The organism is Kineococcus rubinsiae (assembly GCF_011839805.1).
In the GTDB taxonomy this organism is placed as follows: domain Bacteria; phylum Actinomycetota; class Actinomycetes; order Actinomycetales; family Kineococcaceae; genus Kineococcus; species Kineococcus rubinsiae.
On the sequence record NZ_VWPY01000068.1, the window covers coordinates 1 to 19,878 of the forward strand.

Below are 19,878 nucleotides of genomic sequence, written 5' to 3' on the forward strand. Positions count from 1 at the left end.
GGACGAGGGAGCAGCGGGGCGCCCAAGTTGGTCTGGACCGCAGGGGTCGAGCGCAGCGAGCTCGGCTTGCCGTGTCGCGTGCTCGGCCAGGATCGGACGCCGGGAGGGCAGGGCCACTGAGGCGCCGGCCCGAAGGGCCGACCGACCGGGCGAGGCACGAGCCCGGCCAGCACCGAAAGTGCGCCACTCCGAAGGAGTGGGCTGGGGGGAGGGCGAGGGGGCGCAGCGACACCCCCTCGCACGTCCGCCAGGACCAGGACGGCGACCCGACCGGGTGGCATCACGCCCGGGCCGCGGCGGGCGCGGGAGACACCCGCAGGGCGAGGGCGCAGCCCGAGAACCGGGAAGGCGAAGCCCGAGCGGCAGCGAGCCGGTTTGTCACCCCCACCCACCACGGCCACGATGACCGCCCGAGGAGCGGTCACCGGCCCGCGACCAACACCGCCGCCGCGAAGCGGCGCCCGCTCCCTGCGACGAAGGAGCAGGGCAGCAGCTGGGGGGAGCGCGAGGGGGCGCGCAGCGACACCCCCTCGCACCCGGTCGCCGGCCCGCAGACGTCCGAGGAACGAGGACGACGAGGACCGCCGACCCGACCAACACCACCGGCCCGCCAGGGCCGCCCGCTTCCGCGCAACGCGCGATGGGGCTGCTCGCGCCGACCGGGGCCGGTCCCCGTCGCTGGCTGCGGCGGGAACCGGCGTGGTGCTCAGAGGCGGGAGGTCTCCTGCTCGTCGTCGCTGTCGTCGTCCTGCTCCGTCTCGCCGTCGCTGTCCTGCTTCGTCTCGGCGGCGGCGTCGTGCTCGCTGTCGTCGTCAGTTTCGGCGGCGGCGTCCTGCTCGTCGTCGTCCTGCTCGTCGTGCTGGTCGGCTGCCTCGCTGGTGTCCTCGGCGGGGTGTCCGCAGGCACGGTGCTCCACCGGCGACAGCTCGTAGCCGTTCGCGGCCAGGAACTCCAGGTAGCGGCGGGTCCCGGCGTCCACGCTGCGCCAGCACCCCTTGTGCGTGCTGGCCTCGTACGCGGACAGGACCACGCCCAGGGCGATGACGGTGCCGCGCTGGTCGGTCATCGTCTTCTCGGCGGCCTTCCCGAGTAGACCCCGCGTGCTGGTGTAGAGGGGGGTCTCGCACAGACCCAAGCTCACGCTGGCCTGGTCACGGGCGTTGGTGGCGTCGAGCTGGCTGAGGTTGGTCAGCATCGCCACGGCCAGGAACTGACCCGTGCCCTTGGGCGGGGTCTTGCGGGTCAGGAAAGTCCGCAGCCAGGTCCGGCGCACGGTCTCGGCGCTCACCCACGCCTTGTTGGAGTTGATGACATCGCGTCGGGCCGCGCTGGCTTCGGCGCGCTCGACCGGCTCCATCTCGGCGGCCTTCTTGCGCGGGGCGCTGGTACTGGCGCCCGAGTTGTAGCGGTCGATGTAGCTGTGGGCGGTGGGGTTCATGCACCAGCGCTCGGTGGTCAGGTACTCCCCGAACGTGGCGCGGGTGCCGTCGTCGTGGACCAGCCGCTCCGACTCTTCCTCCTCGTCGTCGTCGTCGTAGGCGGCGGCGTAGGCTGGTGCCTCGTCGTCGTCCTCTTGGTCGTCGGCGTCCTCCTCCTGCTCGTGAGAGTCGGTGGCGGGGTCTTCGCCCGTTGTGTCGTCGGGGCCGTCGGGTCCGCTGCTGCGGTCGACGCGGTTCCAGTGCTCGTCGGCGTCGTGCCAGCCCAGCTCCTCCACGGCCCCGGCGTGGGCGTCGTTCAGGACGTCGATGGGGCTGCCGTCCTCGGCGTTGACCCACCCGGTCCGGGTGATGACCAGCAGTGCCAGGTCGGGGTTGGTGAGCTGGTCGGCGTCGCTGACGGGCTGGCCGTTCAGCAGCATCCGGTCGAAGGGCTTGGGCGTCTCGTTCCAGTTGGGCCGCTCGGTCAGGACGGTGGCGCCGTCACGGCGCAACTGCGCCGCGTACTTCTGCATCCGCTGCTGCTCGGCGCGCTTGTCGCGGAGCTGCTGGGCGACGTGGTCGAACTGCCCGGTGCCCAGGACCTGCGTCAGGCGGCGGGTAGCGGACTCGTCGTTGTCGAACTCGCCCAGGACGGCTGCCTCGGTGAAGCTGACGGCGTGGTCGGTGACAGCGGCCCTGGCGGTGGTGTTCTTGGCGACCTTGAGCGCGGCCTTGACCTGGTCGCGGTCGGTGGCGGTCTGCTTGGCGATCTGCGCAGCAGTCATGCCGAGCGCGGCCAACTGCTCGAACCCGGCGAGGCGTTCACCAGCGGTGAGGGCCTGGCGGTGGTCGTTCTCGGCCATCTGGTCGATCAACCGCTCAGCCTCGTCGGTGTCGTTGACCACGAGCACCGAGACGGTGCTGCGCTTGGCCTTGACCGCTGCCAGGGTGCGCCGCTGGCCGTAGCGCACGAGCACCGCGCCGTCGTCGTGGCGGATCGCCACGATGGGCTGCAGGACACCCCGGGCCTTGATGGAGGCGATGAACTCCGCGTCCAGGCGGGCGTTGAGTCGGACGTTGGTGCCGATGGTCAAAGTGGCGGGGTCGAGGTGGACGAGCGTGGGCTCGTCCACAACCACCGCCGCTGCGGCGGTGGGTGCTCCGGTCGTGCTGGTGGTGGTCCCGTCGCTCATGATGTGAGTCCTTCCGTGGGTGTGTGAACTGGTGGCCGGTGCGAGGACGTGAGCACTCGACGGCTGCGCCGCCGACCGCTCACCGCCCCCTCCCGGCAAGTCACCTCGAGACCGACGTAAGGGGCTGTGACACCCGAAGGGCGCGGGCTCGCCCGCGAGTCCAGGTCTGCCCCGAAGCGCGAACGATCTCGGGCCGGTCGCGCTTTTCGCGACGAGGCACGAGGAGCAGCGACCGGCCCAAGATGGTTCTCGCGCAGCGGGTCGAGCGCAGCGAGCCTGGACTTGGCTCAGCACCGGGGTCGGTCACGATGAGACGACGGGAGGGGCATGAGCAGGAACCGCCGGCGCGTAGCGCCGACCACCCGTGCGAGGCACGAGCACGCCAGCACCGCAGGTGCGCCGGCCTAGCGACGAAGGAGCGGCCGGGCTGGGGGGAGCGCGAGGGGGCGCGCAGCTACACCCCCTCGCCCCCGTGCGACGACGGCCGCGGCTGAGGAACGAAGCCGCTTCTAGGCGGACGACGCGCGGGCCAGGGCGGTGACCCGACCGGGTGGCATCAGGTCCTGGCCGCGGCGGGCGGGGCCAGTCACCCGCAGGGCGCGGCGCAGCCGCGAGCCGGGGCAGCCGCAGGCCGAGGAAGGACGAGGCACGAGGACGAACGAGCCCGGCTTGACGCCCCACCCGCCACGGCCACGATGAGCACCCGGGAGCGGTCACCGATCCCGACCGGCACCGCCGCCGCCAAGCGGCGCCCGCTGCCTGCGACGAAGGAGCAGGCACCAGCTGGGGGAGCGCGAGGGGGCGCGCAGCGACACCCCCCCTCGCACGGGCGGGCCGAGTGACACAGCGCTTCGGACGCCTCCACGAAACCTGTCGCCAAGCTGACCGCTGGCGGGCAAGCAGCTAAGGGGCGCGTGGACTCCGCCGGCGCCCACCAGCAGCCCCACGCCACACCTAAGGGGAGTGGGGCACCCGATGTTTACCGGCACTGGACGCATCACCGTGAGAGGGTTTCCAATGAACGAGGGCCGCCGCACCGGCGACCACCGAGGAGGAGACGCCAACATGGACACCAAGATCCTGCTCAGTGCGCTGCAGGAGGTTGAGAAGCGCGCCGAGCGGGTCAGCGAGGACGACGTGCTCGCAACGTACGTCAACGTCGAATCGCTGACGTCCGCTCTGGGCGCGAGGGACAACGGCATCATCTTCGGCCGCCGAGGCACCGGCAAGACCCACGCGTTGAAGTATGTCGCGCAGACCGAACGGGAGAAGGGTAACCGGGTCGTCTACATCGACATGGAGCAGGACGTCGGCTCGACTGAGGGTCGCTATGCCGACCCCAACCTCAGCATCAGCGAACGGGCGACCCGCCTCGTGGTCGACGTGCTGAGCATCGTGCACACCCAACTACTCGAAGCCGCGTTCGCAGGCAACATCAAGGTGCAGATCGACGTGCTCGACCGGATGCTCGACCACTTCCAGGAGGTACTGGTCGCTCAGGAGACCGAGCAGGAGGACACTCGAAGCGATCGGTCAGCTCAAAGATCGAAGACTGATGCTGGGGTTGCATGGACCCCCGGAGGGATGCCGTCGCTGAGCGTCGCCGCGGGTTCGACACGCGAGACCGCCCGCGAGGACGGCGTACGAACCCGGCAGAAGGGCGTGATCCGTCACCGCATCCACTTTGGCGGCGTCACGCAGTCGATGCGCCAGGCCATCGCGGCAGACGACGCCAAGCGGTTCTGGCTGCTCATCGACGAGTGGAGCGGTGTCCCCCTCGACCTCCAGCCGTACCTCGCCGAGATGCTCCGGCGGTTGTTCTTCGGCATTCCCAAGGTGTCCGTGCGTATCGCCGCCATCCCGCATCGCTCGGAGTGGCGGATCGCGGGCGAGCGCGGTGACTACATCGGCGCAGAGGTCGGTGCTGAGCTGTTCCCGTTGCTAGACCTCGACGAGTTCGTGGTGTTCCCCGCCCGGAGCCGCGAGGAGCAGACGCAGCGATCACTCTCGTTCTTCCGAGCCCTGTTGTTTCGTCACATCTCGACCGCCGTAATCGGCATGGGCCAGGAGCCGCCTGAGTCCGAGGCCGACTTGATCGGCTCACTCTTCACCCAGGTCACCTCATTGCAAGAAGTCATCCGCGCGGCCGAGGGCGTGCCCCGTGACGCACTCAGCATCGTCGGCCGCGCCGGACTTCGCGCAGGTGGGTCCAAGATTGCCGTGGCTCACGTCCGCGAGGCCGCGTCTCAGCTCTACACCACGACCAAGGCAACACAGCTGAACGGCATGCCCGTCGCTCGCGCTTTGCTCGATCGCATTCTGAGCGACGTAATCTCTGGGCGCAAGGCTCGAGCGTTTCTAATCAAGCAGGATCAAGCCCAAGACGCCCTCATTCAACAACTCGTGGACGACCGCATCCTGCACATCATTAAGCGTGGGTGGTCCGACAAAGACAACCCCGGCCTGCGGTACGACGTCCTCCAGATCGACTACGGCTGCTACGTTCACCTGCTCGGTACAAACGCTGCACCACAAAGCTTGCTCGGCGGAGACAACGACCACGACGAGTTCTCGGCCGTCGTGGGTGACGTCGAGGTGCCGAACGAGGACTATCGCGCCATCCGACGCGCAATCCTTGAGCTACCGACCATGCTTGCGGACATCGCTGCCAGCGCCAAAAACCCCCGAGTCGTAGACTAGTGGGCTAGCCGGAAGCTTTTTGATCACTGGTTACAAGCCGAGGTGACCGGCGGCGTTGGAGTCGTCGAAAAGCTCGCCCCGGCGGATGTAGCCGCGGGCGACGGCGATGGACTTCCATCGGCCGTGGTTCATGATGTCGCGCTCGGCGACGCCGTTGTCAGCGGCCTGGGTGGCGAACCCAGCTCGGGTGGAGTGCGCGCTGAAGTAGCGCCCGCCGGCGTCAGCCGCCTGGAGTCCGGCGGCGCGGGCGCGGGCGGTGATGGTCTTGGTGATGGCCAAGCGGGCCATGCGGGCCTGGTGGGGGTCGGGGGTCATGGTGCTGCCCACGCGGCCGTTGTGGAACAGCGACCGCAGCACCGCCCCGTGCAGGTCAGCAACCATGGCGCGGCGGACGGGCAGGCTCCGGCGTGCGGTGGAGCTTCGGCCCGGCCCGCCGCCACCGGCGGGTGCGGAGTCGCGGTGGGTGGGGTCTTGGACGGCAAGCTGCTGGCTCAGGCGGTCCAGCCAGTCGTCCATGGCGCGCACCGGGCACAGGTGCGCGCGGCGGGCCCAGGGGATTGCCAGGAAGGCGCCGGCGCCTTCCTGGTCGGTCTTGGAGGAGCGGATGCGCACGATGAGCCCGGCTTCGTCGGGTTCGAGGTCCTCAACGTTGAGGGCAGCGAGCTCGGAGGCGCGCATCGCGGAGGTGAAGGCGAGCAGGACCAGGGCCCGGTCGCGGACCTCGAGCAGGGACTCACCCCGGGTGGGGGAGGAGTCGATCGCAGTCATGATGCGCTCGACGTGCTCGGTCATCAAGGCCGGTGCCTGACGGGCGCCGGTGCCGGTGCGGGCGGTGGTGGTGGTGGTGTTCTCGACCATGTCTCGGCGCAGGCCCTTCAGGACGCTGCTGAGTGTGGGGTCTTCCAGTGGGCTGGGGTGTCCGGCGTCGCGGTGGATGAAGGTGACCGCGGCCATCCACTTGTTTAGGGTGGAGGCGCTGATCCCGCGCGGGGACTGCTTGCTGGTACTACTCGTCGACGTCGTCTTGCTCGACGTCGTCTTGTTCGAGGAGGTGTCGTCGGCGGCGGTGGCGGGCGGGTAGACGGCTTCCTCGGCCCATACGGCGAGGTCGTGGGGGTCGGCGGGCAGCACCGGACGCTCGTGCGCGGTCGCCCAGGTCGACCACCGTTCCCAGACGCCGAGGTAGGCGCTCCAGGTGGCGTCGGAGACGCTCTTGGCGCGCAGCTGGGTCAGGCGTTGGATCTCCGCGGCCCGCACCGCTGCCCGTGCCGCAGCGGCGGTGGGGTCCGGGGGTCCGCTGAGCGGCGCGCTCACAGGTGCTCTCCGTTCAGGTGGGACGGCTCCGCGGGGCGAAGCCGCTGCGACGTTGGCGGTGGGTGCGACGCTAACCGAGCAGGAGTGAGCCAGGCGGTGCTGGAGTCCACAGGTGCGTCATCGTCTCCGAGCCGCCGCGGAAGCACCTGCTGCGGGTCACCTGTCGCTGTCGAGGGCGCCGTCCCCGCTGCCCCCGGTGTTGTGGTCCTCGACGGCGCCGGCCTCGCGCGGGGCGTTGGTCGGGACCTCGTAGACGCCGGTGGGGTAGTCGGTGCGCAGGACGAAGGAGGGGTCGAGGACTTCGTCCTCGTCGGCCAGCAGGAGGTAGGCGCCGCCGATGGCTGTCAGGACGTGGCGGTGCAGCTTCAAGCCTCCCGGGTCCAGGGGGACGTCGATGGCGATGGGCTGGTCGTCGGGGACCCCGAGCAGGGCCGCGCGCAGGTCGCCGGCGGTCAGGGCGCGGGCCTGGTGCAGGACGGTGACGTGACCCGGGGCCGCCTCGGGCACGGCGTCCGGGTGGTCGGCGCGGTCGGTGGTGCCGTCGTCCTCTGCCGGGTGCCGGGTGTCCCACATGCGCTGCAGTAGGGCGTGCTCGGCGTCGACGCCGTGCAGGTGCTGGGCGAGGTAGTTCTCCAGGTGGCTGCCGGTCTGCTCGTGCGGCGCCTTGCTCAAGGAGGCGTGAGGGTCGGTTTCTCGGCTGTACTCGGGCAGGTCGTCGTGGTTCATCGTCGTGCGTCCCTTCGGGTGGGGTGGATTGCTGTCGGAGGGTGGTCGCTGGTGTGGGGGAGCTGGATGGTCTGAGCGGGTTCGCGTCGCATCCTGCGGCCGCGGGGGAAGCCTGCTCCGACGTCGTGCAGGCCGGGTAGGGCTGTGGCGTACTGCTGGGCGAGGGCTGGTGCTGCCGCGGTGGTGCTGACGACCAGCTGGTGACGGTCGACGTGCGCGGCCAGTACGGGCAGCAGGACCTCGCGCAGGCTCGGCCTTGACCGGTTCCGGGCGCGGAGCTGAGGTGATCGGCGATGGCCCAGCGGCTGCGGTGTCCGATGACGGCGAGGACGGCGTCACCGGTGGGTGAGAAGTAGTAGCGCGCCCATGGGCGGGCCACGGCGCAGAGCTGCCCGGCCAGCAGCGCTGGTGCGAGCACCAGCATCGTCACCAGGAAGGTCGCGGACAGGTCGCGGACAGGCCAGGGTCCGTAGCTGATGCCGATGAGTCCCCACCTGAACAGCTGCAGGCATCGCCGGAAGGTTACTGCGCTACAGCCCAGCACGGGTGGGGGCCGCCTACTGGCGAGGGGCCGCGCGGCGACCATGATCAAGCCAAGTGGAGAAACGGGGCCACGAGTAAGGCGTTGTAGCCGATCAGGAGCACCACGAGCAGGAGCGCTGGGTTGCTGGTGCTCATGCTGTCTGGGTGCCCGGTGCGGCGATCCGCGTGCGGCCGTCCTGGCGGTGGTCGGTTGCGCCGCGCGGGCTCGTGTGTGGACGCTGGAAGCGGTCCTTCATGAGACGCCGTCCTGGTGGTCGCGGGCGTGGCAACGTGCTGCGGCGGACCGCATCGGCCCCTTCCGACGCTCCGAGCTTACCATACAGAATGACGCTTCTGTATGCTAATGCTCCCGCGGGTCAGTTTTCGATGCTCCTAACGACGCGACTCCGCTGCGTGTGGACTGCGCGCTGCTGCTCTGCGGCTACTCGCCGCTGCTGCTGATGGTTGCGACTGTTGCCACGCTCTGCGCAGCTGCCGGCGACTACTGCGGCGCCCCCGCCGCCGTTGCTGCCGCCGGGCTGCGCTCGTGTCGGCGCTGCGCTAGCTCTGCTGCCGGAGGTGCTGGCACTGCTCCTGGGCCCCCGGTGGTGCGGCCAAGGCGCGGCTATCAGCCGTCGACGATCTCCTCAGTCACGGTGCTGGTCCGCCGGACGAGGTGCCACGTGACCGAAGGTCCTCCCGCGCGTGCCGCTTCGAGGGCATCCACCGCTTCCGCCCGCGTGCACCCGCTCTGGAACATGATCCACTTACCGTCTCGCTCACCAACGACGTCGTAATCCACCCGAGACGCGACCGTCGGCTTGAAGGTGAAGTCCGCAACTCCCACCAGCTCGATCCCTCCTCACCACGGGTTTCACCGCTGACCACTCAGACGCTACCGACCATCCCCGACAGGTCACTCACGTAATGGGTCCCCAGCAGGATCTGATCCCGCTCGTCACCGCCTGGACCGTTCACTGGATGCAACAATGGACGGTCGTTTTGACGTAAGAATTATTATCGGCGGAGCGTGAGAGCGGTTCGGGACCCTCAGGCGCAGCCCGATTGTCCGACGAGTGGGTCGCTGGACAGGTGAGCTGAGCCAGGGGACGTTCTCGGCGGCCATGTCCTTCGCGTGGTCGTGCACAGCGAGGTTGTCGGCTACTCGACCTCCTTAGGGCTGTTAGAACGGCCGCCCCTCAGTCGCTTGCGAGGGCCTGGACCCCATCTGAGCCGATCGTTCGCGGCCCCGCGCGTGTTCAGCGCCGGTGGTGGTGTCGGGCGGTCCTGCTTCACGCCCCCTGCGGTAGGTCTGAGGCTGCGTCTGGTGGTCACCCCTCCCGACCACCAGACGCGACACCGCTGTCCCCCTGGTAAGCCCGTCCCGCGACCGCAGATCCCCCCGGACCACGGCGCAAGTCCCCCCCGGACTCATCCGTCACATCGGCATCACCCGTAGGGCCGTTACAGCCGCTGATGAAGCCTCGTCAGGGGCAAGGACACCGGCCAGTGATTACGCCTCAGTACACCGGCGTGGAGAACTTCTCCAGGGCGGCGAAGCGCTGACGAGCTGCCTGACGGCTCACGCCGAGGGCCAGGGCGAGGTGGTTCCAGCTCGCCCCTGCCCGGCGGGCGGGCAGCACGGCGGCCGTGAGGTCCTCCTCGGCAACCTGGACGCGGTCGACTGCGGTGGCGACGTCACGGACTTCCTGCGCGACGACCGCGGCGGGGGTGGTAGCTGGGGCGAGCTCGTCCAGCCAGCGCAGAGCTGCGTCGTGCTCCGTGGCCCGCGGAGCCGAGGCCTGCGGAGTGGCCTGCGTAGTCGAGGCGTCGCCGGGGGACGTGCTGTCGCCGGTCACGGTGGTCTCCTTCCTGAGGTGATGGCAGCCGGGGTGTCGGTGGAGCCGAGCAGGTGCTCAGTCGAGGTAGCGGTAGAAGGAGGCCCGCAGCAGCATCGCGTGGATGATGCGGGGCCTGGTCTCCGGTTCCAAGACGACCTCGAGGAGCTGGCCGGCACGGTCGACACCGATGACGAGCAAGCGATAGGGGTCTTGATCGTCTTGGGGAACGGTGCGCAGCGCGTGCCGTGCTGCCCGAGCCGATCGCCCGAGCCGAGGATGGCTGGCCCACTTCGATCAAGTTGGTAGCCGCAGCATCAGCCCCATCACCGCGCGCTCACGCCGCAGAGTGCGGACGCGCGGTCATGCCGCAGTGCGGGATGTGCGGTCGTGCCGCGCTCAGCGCGCCATCATGAGCCGTCGGCCACGCCCTCACATGTCGATATCAGAACGTCCCGCCCGTGGCGGCGAGCCGCTGACCTCGCCTGGATCAGTCAGGAACCGCCACCCGTTCCGACCCGTTGCGTGATCGTGACGCAGGCGGGGATGCAGAAGACGGCGCGGGGGTTGCTCAAACATCACGGCCACGTGCTACCCCGCCCCGTACTGCCCAACAGCGGCCAGACGTTTCCCCTGGTCTACGTGCGCACCGGCGCGGACAGACGAGTTCCGGGCCGTGACGTGGCCGAGCAGGTGCCCCTGCTGATCCTGCCGGGCGGCCCCGGCCTGGCCTCGGTGCTGCCCTACCAGCGCCTGCGCGCTGCTGCCGCCGCCCGCGGCTTGGACGTCCTCATGGTCGAGCACCGCGGGGTGGGCTTCTCCCGCCACGACGAGCACGGGCGCGACCTGCCCCAAGCCGCGGTGACCCTCGAGCAGACCGCCGACGACCTGGCCGCCGTCCTGACCCACGCCGGCATCGAGCGGGCCGTGGTCTACGGCTCCTCCTACGGCACCTACCTCGCTCAAGCCTTCGCTGTGCGCCACCGCACGCGGGTGGCGGCGATGGTGCTGGACTCGCCCATGCTCAGCGTCGAGGCAGACCTGGCTACCGCCCGCGCGCACCGCCGAGCCCTGTTCTGGCACGGTGAAGACCCCGCGCTGGCCCCGGTGGCCGCCGCGGTGCGCGCTCTGGCCGAGGACAACGGCCCACACGCGGTGCCGATGGCCGAACTGGCCCACGTGGTGCAACTCGTGCACGAGTTCGCCGGCCCTGAGGTGCTGCACCGCCTGGTACTGGCCCGCCACCACGGGCGCCTGCAACGCACCTGGCGGCGCATCGCTACCCTCGGCGCCGGCGAACTGGACGGGCCCGGCGCACCGTTGATAATGGAACCAGACCTCGTCGCCGGCATCGCCTATCGCCAACTCGGCTTCGGTCTGCCCCCCGACGGCGGTCCCCTGGATCCGCAGCTGACCTTCGCTGAAGCCGGCGCCCGCCACAGCGCCCGCGGTCAGGCCTACGCCGGTGAACCCTTCGACCTGCCCGCCGCGTTACCCGGCTTCGACTTCCCCATCGTGGTCGTCTCCGGTGATCGGGACCTGCGCACCCCGCGCCCGATCGCTCAGCGCATCACCGCCTTGGCCCCCCACGCAGAGCTGGTTCCGCTGGCCGACACCGGGCACAGCGCCCTGGACAGCCACCAGCGCGCCGCCCTGCTCATCGCCGCCGCCACCGCGGCGGCGGCCGCGGGCACCAACACCATCGGGCACCTACCGGGCATGGCCCCCCGCATCGCGGCCCTGCCCCGCCGCGGTCCCTCCCGACTGCTCGGCACCGCCATCAGCGCCGTGGTGAAGTCGACGACCCGGCCAGCAGCCACCAACGCCCCACTCCGAGGCGCACGCTGACGCTGGCGTCACCGCCGGCTCACTGATACGCGCGATAAGGCCACGATCAGCGCCACCACGGCCGCCCAATCATCGTGCAGTCATGTCGATGACCGCGACCTCATCCAGTGCGGCAAAGCCGCGCTCGGCGGCGGTGGCTCAAGGCAGAGCCGCCCGACGTCACGCAGGCCGGCAGCTGTCCACGGTCTCCAAGGCGGCGGCGTTCGGGCACTGAACGTGGCTCCACCCGCCAGGCCCGTAAGCATCCGCGGTGACATCGCTGAACATCTCCGCACCCCCACCCGGCAGCACCCGGTAGTAGGTCCTTGTCGGACTCCCCTCAGTGCTCAAAGACGTCACCATGACCTCCACGCCAGCGCGCTGCGCGTCCGGGCTGAACAAGCAGTCCTGCAACGACGCAGGGGTGAACTGAGCCTGTGGGACGCGGATCGGCGGGCACTGCGCCAGGGCAGTGCGGTCTGCGAAGGCAGCGGGGGGCCGACTCCCCGCGGTGAGCTGCCACACGAGCCAGGCTCCGACTCCAACGGCGAAGAGCAGCAAGGCGATCGCGAGGAGCGTCATGACTGAGACGGGCTGGTGCACCCGCGCCTCCTCAGCTACCTCGCTCTTCATCTACACATGATGACCGGGCGCGGCCGTGGAGGAGACGTTCACTCGATCCATCGCGCGGTCATGCCGCGCTCAGTGCGCAGTCGGCCCGCCATGTAGCGCGGCCAGCAAGACGCCGCTTACCGCTGCAGATCACACGCTGAGGCCACTCCCCTACGGCGTCTCACAACCGGTCGGTAGTGGTCGACGAGGAAGTCAGCGAAGGCGTTGGACAGCACCACCACGCGGTGCGCCGGGCTGTACGACTCCTCGGATGCGCTCACCCGCGCTGGTAGACGTCGGGGATACCGTCGCCGTCGTCGTCGACCTGCTCCTCCTCGTGCAACCGCCGATAGGTGCCGTTCCGGACCCGTAGCACGACGGCGGCCAGTACAGCGGAGACTAGTGAGCCGGTGAGGACCCCGACCTTGACGTGCTCGTCGCGGACGCTGCCGGCGCCGAACGCGAGCTCCCCGATGAGCAGCGACACCGTGAAGCCGATCCCGCCGAGCAGGGCGGCGCCCAGGACGTCCCACCACGACAGGCTCTCGTCCAGGCGGGCCCGGGTGAAGCGCGAGACCAACGCGGTCGCGCCGAGGATGCCCACCGACTTGCCGACCACGAGGGCGACGACGATGCCCAGCGCGACCCGGTCCTGCAGGGAGGTGACCAGCCCGCTGAGCCCCCCAACGGTGACCCCGGCGGAGAAGAACGCGAACACGGGTACCGCGAACCCCGCCGACAGCGGCCGCCAGACGTGCTCGAAGTGCTCGGCCATCCCGGGTCCGGCGTCGGGACTACCGGCGGCGCGCGAACGGACGACCGGGACGGTGAAGCCGAGCAAGACCCCGGCGACCGTGGCGTGGATCCCGGAGGCGTGCATGAGCGCCCACGCCACCAACGCGAGGGGGACGAGCAGCCACCAGGAGCGGATCCGCTTCTGCACCACCACCCCGAACACCGCGATCACGGCCAAGGCGCCCAGCAGCGGCAGGACGGCAAGGTCGTCCGTGTAGAAGACAGCGATGATGGTGATGGCCAGCAGGTCGTCGACCACGGCCAGGGTCAGCAAGAACGTCCGCAGCGCAGTGGGCAGGTGGGTGCTGATTACCGCCAGGACGGCGACGGCGAAGGCGATGTCGGTGGCGGTGGGGATCGCCCACCCCTGCAGGGCACCGTCGTCGGTGGAGAGGTTGACCAGGGCGTACAGCAGGGCGGGCACGGCCATGCCCCCGACGGCGGCCGCCACCGGGACCACGGCGCGCCGTGGGTCGCGCAGGTCGCCGGCGACGAATTCGCGTTTGAGCTCCAGCCCGGCGATGAAGAAGAAGATGGCCAGCAGCCCGTCCGCGGCCCACTGGCCCAGGGACAGGTCCAGGTGCAGGGCAGCCGGGCCGACCACGGTTTCGCGCAACCCGTCGTAAGCGCCGGACCAGGGGGAGTTGGCCCAGACCAGCGCGATGACGGTGCCCAGCAGCAGCAGGGCCCCGCCAACGGTCTCCTTACGAAGGACGTCGGTGATCCGCTGGGTCTCCAGCCACGAGCCGCGGCCGAAGACCGGGGTGCTGCCGTGGGAGGGCGGGGTGGGAGAGGTCACCGGTACCTACTTCGTGGTCGAGGGGTCGCTGGAAGAACCGCCGACCAGACTTCCCGGCACACCGCGGCACACGTTACCGGCCAGGCTGACCCTCCCCCGGCGAGTACGGCTCCCTCGTCGGAGGAGAACGTGGGCCGTCACGCTGTCTGGTGTGCGAGCTGGTGAAGGGCGGGTGGTCGCGGCGTTCTGCGGCTGGCTGACTGCGGCTGGCTGACTGCGGCCCGGCTGACTGCGGCTGGCTGGCTGACTGCGGCTGGCTGACTGCGGCTGGCTGACTGCGGCTGGATGGTCACGCGTGAGGTTGACTTCGTCGACGTCCTTGCCGAGTGAGCGGGTGAGCGCTGCTGGCCGAGAGGTCAAGGGCGGTACGGCAAGTTCTGATCTGGACGTCGGCACCATGTACGGCTCGCTCCTGCGCCGCGTGCGTGAGCCGGATCAGCCGACCGGCGCAGAACGGTTGGCGCCCGGCGATGCTGGCAGCAGCGGGGCGCAGGGGCAGGTTCGCGCATGGTGGAGTCGGCATGAACGCGTGCGCGATCCCGCGGGGTGACACTGGTGGCGGTGGGGTGGTGTCGACAGCCGACGCCACCGAGGGCGCGATGGACGAACCCTGACCTCCTCGGCCAGACCGGGGGACGCGACCGTGCAGAGGGGGACGACTGTGACGCGAAGTGCACGGACCGCGTGCTGGGCGGGCCTGGCGAGTGCCGGAGTGGTGCTGTCGCTGCGGCCGCTGGTGGTGACGTCGGGCTGGCTCGTGCCGGCCCTGGCCGTGGTGGCCGCCGTGACGGGCAGCGGCATCCTGCTGCGGGCGCTGACCCGCCGCACGGGCGTGGCCGTCCTCGGGCAGGTCCTCGTCCTGCTCGTGGCGACCCTCGTCCTCTTCGGCGGTGGGACGACCCTGCTCGGCGTCGTTCCGACGCCCGCGACCCCGGGCCGCTTCGTGCAGCTCGTGGGCGACGGGATCCAGGTCGTGCAGCGCTACAGCGTCCCGGCCGTGGACCTGCGCGGGCTGCGCCTGCTGCTGGTGAGCGGGGCGGGCCTCGCGGCGCTGGCCGTGGACCTGCTCGCGGTGACCCTGCGCCGCCCCGCGCTGGCCGGGGTGCCGCTGGCGGCCGTCTACGCGGTGCCGCTGGCGCTGGCCCCCGGCGGGTCGTCGGCCTTCGCCTTCCTCGTCGCGGCAGTCCCCTACCTCGTGCTGCTGGCCGTCGGCCGTCGCCGCAGCGGCTGGCCGGAGGTGCTGCGAGGCTCGCGGCGAATCGTGGCGGGCCCCGCCGCGGCGCGGTCGTCCGGCCGCTCGGCGGCCGGGGCCACGGCTGGCGTGACCGCCGTGGTCGCGCTGCTGGCGGCCGTCGCGGTGCCCGCGGTGGCGCCCGACCTGGACGAGCGGCCCCTGACCATCGACACGGGCAGCGGCGACACGATCGCCGTGATCAACCCAATTCTCAACCTCAAGGCGAGCCTCGGCGCCCGCTCCGACAGGACGCTCCTCACGTATCAGACCGACCAGCAGGACCCCGCGCCGCTGCGCATCGTCACCGCCGACGTGTTCGACGGGGAGACCTGGGCGCCCAGCACCGGGGGGGACATTCCCCGCAGCCAGCGCGTGCAGGACGGGCTGCCCACCCCGCCGGGCCTGTCCGAGGCCGAGCGTGCGCAGTCCGAGGAGCACACCACCCGCATCTCGGTGCAGGGCCTGAACCAGACCTACCTGCCGATGCCTTACCCGGCCCAGCGCGTCGCCATCGCCGGGGACTGGCTCTACGAGGCCGAGAGCCTCAACGTCGTCGGCGACGGGGAGACGACCCGCAACCGGCGCTACACGGTGACCCACCTCGACGTGGAACCCACGGAGGACGAGCTGCGCACCGCCGCGCCCGCCCCGGAGGAGCTGCGCGAGAAGTACACGGCCCTGCCGGACGACCTCCCCCAGAGCGTCCGCGACGCCGCGGTCCAGGTGACCCAGGGCGCCCGCGACCCCTACGAGCAGGCCGCGGCGCTGCAGCGGTACTTCCGCTCCACCGGCGGCTTCACCTACTCGACCTCGGCCCCCAACGACGGCGGCTCCAACGCGGTCGCGACCTTCCTCGCCGAGAAGACCGGGTTCTGCGTGCAGTTCGCCTCCGCGATGGCGGTGATGTCCCGCTCGCTTAGCATTCCCACCCGGGTCGCGATCGGCTTCCTGCCCGGCGAGGAGGTGGCCGACGGCAGCTGGCGGATCAGCGCGCAGGACGCGCACGCCTGGCCGGAGCTGTACTTCGAGGGCACGGGCTGGGTCCGCTTCGAGCCGACCCCCGCGACGCGCACCGGTCAGTCGCCGTCCTACAGCGTGCCCGCGGCACCGCTGCCCACCCCCACCGCGAGCACCTCGACGGCCCCCGCCCTGCCCCAGGCGACCAGCGCGGCGCCGACCGCCTCGGCCAGCGCGACCAGCTCCGCCGCCGGCGACACGGGCGCCGACGCGCAGCGCTCCGCGGTCGACCGCTTCCTGGCCCTGCCGTGGGGCTGGATCCTCGGCGGGCTGCTGGTGCTGCTCGCCCTGCTGCTGCCCGTCACGAGCAGCACCCTGCTGGCGCGGCGCCGCTGGTCCCGCGCGAGCGGCACGAGCGGTGCCGCCGAGGCGGCCTGGGCCGACCTGGAGGACCGCACCCGCGACCTCGGGGCCCGCTGGGCGCCCTCGGACACGCCGCGGCAGTCCGCCGCCGCCCTGGAGTCCCTCGTCGCCCTGCCCCCCGAAGCCGTGCAGGAGCTCACGCGCCTGCGCCGGGCCGTCGAGAGCGCCCGGTTCGGGGCGGGCTCGATGGCCGCCGCCGGTGCGGGCGACGCGGCGACCGGTGGGGTGGCGACGCTGGAGCGCACGACGACGTCCCAGGCCCGGGTCGTGCGCAGCCAGGTGGACCACGTCGTCGCCGCGATCTCCGCGCGCCGGCCCCGCGTGGCGCGCTGGCGCGCCCGCTGGTTCCCGACCGCGGGGACGCGGGCGCTGCTGCGGTGGTGGGATCGGGGTTGATGAGCATGTGGCCGGGTTTTCCGGCCGCATGGGGCAGGCGGTCCTGGCAGACGGCGACACGCCGGACGTCGTCGGGGCCGCTGGTCGACTCCCGGGCCGGTCCACGACGGATGCCACCGACCACTGACCGCTGCCCTTAGCCCTCGTGATCGTGCTGGGACCACCTGCATGCTCACTCCAGGGACAGATCCAGCTCTTGCTGGCCTCGATGAGGTCTAAGCGGGTCAGCACGCCGGGGTCGTGATCGCGGTAGCCACGGGGCCCGCGGCGCACGCTGAGCAGACCAACGCTCTCGCAGTACCGCAACGTCGTAGCCGGCAGACCGCTGCGGCGGGAGACCTCAGCGATGCGCACCCGTGCGACCGCCAGCGACTTCTCGATCTCGCCGCAATCCGGGCGGGCGACTACTCAGTGCAAGCCTGCTGCTCGATGCTCAGACGTCGATGCGTCAGCCCGCGGGCACTCAGTGACCGCGTGCACCGACGCCCGCCGGTATCAATCGGGAGTAAGCCAGCCGGAGCAGGAGATGACAAGGCCCCGGGGGGTTTCCCTAGCCGAAGCTGGTACGCCGTACATCCCGGGGCTCTCGTACCTCCAGCTTAGGATCAGCACCCAGAGGAGGCAAGCGACGGGCTGCCCGTAGGTGAGGAGCAGCGGCGAGGTTGACTGGCATGACGTGACATCCGACGTGATCACTGACGTGCAGCAGCTCCTGTCCGCTCCCCGCCTGACTCCTTACCGCCAGGCCACCGGTGGTGACCTGCCCGACGCGCTCACCCTCTACACCCTCAACGTGCAGATCAGCGGCGCCTTCTACGAGTCCTTGCACTACTTCGAGGTCGGCTTGCGCAACCGCCTGGACCAGCAACTGACGGCCTGGGCCACCACGCTGGACTTGGCCTCGCCTGGAGCAGCCGGCTCCCGCGACAACGCGCTGCCCTCTGAGGGTCGGCGCGACGTCGCCGTCGGCCCCACCTCCGCCGGGGAGCTGCCCTGGTACCGCCATCCGCAGGTGCCGCTGTCCCTCAACGCCCGCCGCAAGGTCGCGACCGCCATTAAGGCCGCCACCCGCGACGGACGTGAGGAGCTGCCGGGCCGGGTCGTGGCTGAGCTCACCTTCGGCTTCTGGTGGTCTCTGCTGGCCGATGAGTACAACCGCAGTCTGTGGCAGCCCTGCCTGCGGGAGGCGTTCACCCAGGTCCGCCGCCAGCGGCTGCACTCCACCGTCGACGAGCTGCGTCAGCTGCGCAACCGCATCGCCCACCACGAACCCATCCACGGCCGCGACCTGCACCACGACTACGACCAGCTCCTGGCCACCGCCGGCCGCATCACCCCGCGCCTGCACTGGCTGATCGACACGACCAGCCGCGTGCCCGCGCTCCTACCAACACGCTGACCACGCTGGCCTCCACCACCGATGACGGGTGGGACACCGGGCACCTGGCGGCTGGATCCGGCGTGGACGCAGACTCGAGCACGACCCTGCCCTTGCACCGTTGCCTTTGCCCGTCGTCTTCAGCGACGGCACCTGGCGCACCGACCCACTGCGTCTGGCGCTTCTGCCTACCGGCCTACTACCCGCTCTTAGGAGCAAGTGCTGGTAGACGAGTAGAAGGACAGGCTTGGATGAATTCATCATGCACTGTACCGTTTGGCTATGGAGACGGTGACTCACGCTGGGGTACTGGCCCGCTTTGGGCATGCCCTGTCTGATCCCACGCGGTGCCGACTGTTGCTAGCTCTGCAGGAGGCGCCGGGCTACCCGGCTGCGCTGGCGGAGCTGCTCGGGGTCTCCCGCCAGATCGTGTCCAACCACCTGGCGTGCCTGCGTGGCTGCGGTCTTGTGGTCGCCGTACCCGAGGGCCGCCGGATGCGCTACGAACTGGCCGATGCCCGCCTGCGTCATGCCCTGCGTGACTTGCTGGGTCTGGTGCTGGCCGTGGACCCGACCGCGTGCCCCACCGCTGAGACTGAGGAGTGCTGCTGATGGCTACGTCACTGACCCTGCGCGCTCCGCTGAGCGAGGCGCGCCGCGAGACCCTGGCCCGCCGGGTGCGCATGTTCGTTGCCGCGACCATCACCTACAACGTCATCGAAGCTGTCATCGCCATCACCGCCGGCACCCGCGCCTCCTCCACCGCCCTGATCGGCTTCGGCCTCGACTCCGTCATCGAGGTCACCTCCGCCGCCTCGGTGGCCTGGCAGTTCTCCGCCCGAGACCACGCCGTCCGTGAGGCCCGCGAAGCGCGGACGCTGCGGATCATCGCGGTCTCCTTCTTCGCCCTCGCCGCCTACGTCGTCATCGACTCCGCCCGCGCTCTGCTGGGGGGCAACGAGGCGCGGACCTCCACCGTGGGCATCGTGCTGGCCGCGGTGAGCCTGGCCGTGATGCCGCTGCTGTCCGCCGCTCAGCGCCGCGCCGGTCGCGAGCTCGGCTCGGCCACCGCAGTGGCCGATTCCAAGCAGACGCTGCTGTGCACCTACCTCTCCGCCGTCCTGCTCGTCGGCCTGGTCCTCAACGCCACCCTCGGCTGGTCCTGGGCTGACCCCATCGCTGCCCTCGTCATCGCCGCGGTCGCGGTGCGGGAAGGGCTTGAAGCCTGGCGGGGCGAGGACTGTTGCTCCCCGGCGGCGGCGTTGAGCCTGGCTGCTGATTCCACGACCGGCACGCCTGCCGCTGCAGCGTCGGGTTGTGGCTGCGGTGGCGACTGCTGCAAGGCGTCGCAGTGAGCGGGCACCTGCACGACGACGCACCAGCAGGCGGTGACCGGACCGGTGGCGGTCAAGCGGGCGGCGCTCAGGGCGGTCACGGTCATGGGCATGGCCACGGGGCGGGCGACGGCAACCGTCGCCGTCTGGCCATCGCGTTGGCCATCACCGTCACCATCCTGCTGGTCGAGGCAGTCGGTGCGTGGCTGTCGGGTTCGTTGGCGTTGCTCGCTGACGCCGGGCACATGCTCACCGACTCCGCAGGGCTGGCCATCGCCTTGATCGCTGCCACCCTGGCCGCACGCCCGACGACCGCGCAACGCACCTGGGGCTACCGCCGCGCGGAGGTCCTGGCCGCGACCTTGCAGGCCGCGATCCTGCTGGGGGTGGGTGTCTTCATCATCGTCGAGGG

The 19,878-nt window shown here is 70.7% G+C and carries 14 protein-coding genes and 1 pseudogene; 7 read left to right on the top strand and 8 right to left on the bottom strand.

What is annotated here, in order from left to right; translation table 11 throughout:
• Window positions 1–706: 706 nt before the first annotated feature.
• On the bottom strand, window positions 707–2,611 hold the full coding sequence (locus F1544_RS20720) for a ParB/RepB/Spo0J family partition protein (protein WP_167588108.1): 1,905 nt from the start codon (window positions 2,609–2,611) through the stop codon (window positions 707–709).
• Window positions 2,612–3,676: 1,065 nt separating this feature from the next.
• Here F1544_RS20720 and F1544_RS20725 point away from each other — a divergent pair.
• Window positions 3,677–5,311, top strand: a complete 1,635-nt coding sequence (locus tag F1544_RS20725) for an ATP-binding protein (RefSeq protein ID WP_167588109.1) — start codon at window positions 3,677–3,679, stop codon at window positions 5,309–5,311.
• Between the two features lie 30 nt (window positions 5,312–5,341).
• Here the strand turns inward: F1544_RS20725 and F1544_RS24960 are convergent, their stop codons facing one another.
• The 5 genes from F1544_RS24960 to F1544_RS25625 form a co-directional block, all read right to left on the bottom strand.
• Window positions 5,342–6,625 carry a tyrosine-type recombinase/integrase gene (locus F1544_RS24960; RefSeq protein WP_167588110.1) on the bottom strand — a complete coding sequence of 428 codons (1,284 nt, stop codon included), beginning with the start codon at window positions 6,623–6,625 and terminating at the stop codon, window positions 5,342–5,344.
• Between the two features lie 156 nt (window positions 6,626–6,781).
• On the bottom strand, window positions 6,782–7,297 hold the full coding sequence (locus tag F1544_RS20735) for a DUF6225 family protein (protein ID WP_167588111.1): 516 nt from the start codon (window positions 7,295–7,297) through the stop codon (window positions 6,782–6,784).
• 1,204 nt (window positions 7,298–8,501) lie between these two features.
• Window positions 8,502–8,720 (bottom strand): hypothetical protein, encoded by a 219-nt coding sequence (locus tag F1544_RS20740; RefSeq protein WP_167588112.1) that lies wholly within the window; start codon window positions 8,718–8,720, stop codon window positions 8,502–8,504.
• 673 nt (window positions 8,721–9,393) lie between these two features.
• On the bottom strand, window positions 9,394–9,732 hold the full coding sequence (locus tag F1544_RS20745) for a hypothetical protein (RefSeq protein WP_167588107.1): 339 nt from the start codon (window positions 9,730–9,732) through the stop codon (window positions 9,394–9,396).
• Window positions 9,733–9,789: 57 nt separating this feature from the next.
• Window positions 9,790–9,912, bottom strand: a complete 123-nt coding sequence (locus tag F1544_RS25625; RefSeq protein ID WP_280114987.1) for a hypothetical protein — start codon at window positions 9,910–9,912, stop codon at window positions 9,790–9,792.
• 324 nt (window positions 9,913–10,236) lie between these two features.
• Between F1544_RS25625 and F1544_RS20750 the strand changes: the two genes are divergently transcribed.
• Window positions 10,237–11,559, top strand: coding sequence for an alpha/beta fold hydrolase (locus F1544_RS20750; RefSeq protein WP_167588113.1), 1,323 nt, complete (start codon window positions 10,237–10,239; stop codon window positions 11,557–11,559).
• An 868-nt stretch (window positions 11,560–12,427) separates the two neighbouring features.
• Here the strand turns inward: F1544_RS20750 and nhaA are convergent.
• Window positions 12,428–13,744: a Na+/H+ antiporter NhaA gene (nhaA, locus tag F1544_RS20755; protein ID WP_167588114.1), complete on the bottom strand. Its 1,317-nt coding sequence runs from the start codon at window positions 13,742–13,744 to the stop codon at window positions 12,428–12,430.
• Between the two features lie 661 nt (window positions 13,745–14,405).
• On the opposite strand from nhaA, the gene F1544_RS20760 reads away from it, so the two are divergent.
• Complete coding sequence (locus tag F1544_RS20760; protein ID WP_167588115.1) at window positions 14,406–16,754, top strand: transglutaminase TgpA family protein; 2,349 nt, start codon at window positions 14,406–14,408, stop codon at window positions 16,752–16,754.
• Window positions 16,755–16,967: 213 nt separating this feature from the next.
• Here F1544_RS20760 and F1544_RS26885 read toward each other — a convergent pair.
• Window positions 16,968–17,108: pseudogene (locus F1544_RS26885) on the bottom strand (MerR family DNA-binding transcriptional regulator); the annotation flags it as partial.
• 322 nt (window positions 17,109–17,430) lie between these two features.
• On the opposite strand from F1544_RS26885, the gene F1544_RS20770 reads away from it, so the two are divergent.
• The 4 genes from F1544_RS20770 to F1544_RS24965 form a co-directional block, all read left to right on the top strand.
• Window positions 17,431–18,153: an Abi family protein gene (locus tag F1544_RS20770; protein WP_167588116.1), complete on the top strand. Its 723-nt coding sequence runs from the start codon at window positions 17,431–17,433 to the stop codon at window positions 18,151–18,153.
• A 261-nt stretch (window positions 18,154–18,414) separates the two neighbouring features.
• Window positions 18,415–18,744 (top strand): ArsR/SmtB family transcription factor, encoded by a 330-nt coding sequence (locus F1544_RS20775; RefSeq protein ID WP_167588117.1) that lies wholly within the window; start codon window positions 18,415–18,417, stop codon window positions 18,742–18,744.
• Window positions 18,744–19,487 carry a cation efflux transmembrane domain-containing protein gene (locus F1544_RS20780; protein ID WP_167588118.1) on the top strand — a complete coding sequence of 248 codons (744 nt, stop codon included), beginning with the start codon at window positions 18,744–18,746 and terminating at the stop codon, window positions 19,485–19,487. Before F1544_RS20775 ends, F1544_RS20780 begins: the two co-directional genes overlap by 1 nt.
• A 125-nt stretch (window positions 19,488–19,612) precedes the next feature.
• On the top strand, window positions 19,613–19,878 hold a 266-nt coding region (locus F1544_RS24965), incomplete at its 3' end, for a cation diffusion facilitator family transporter (protein WP_244309397.1).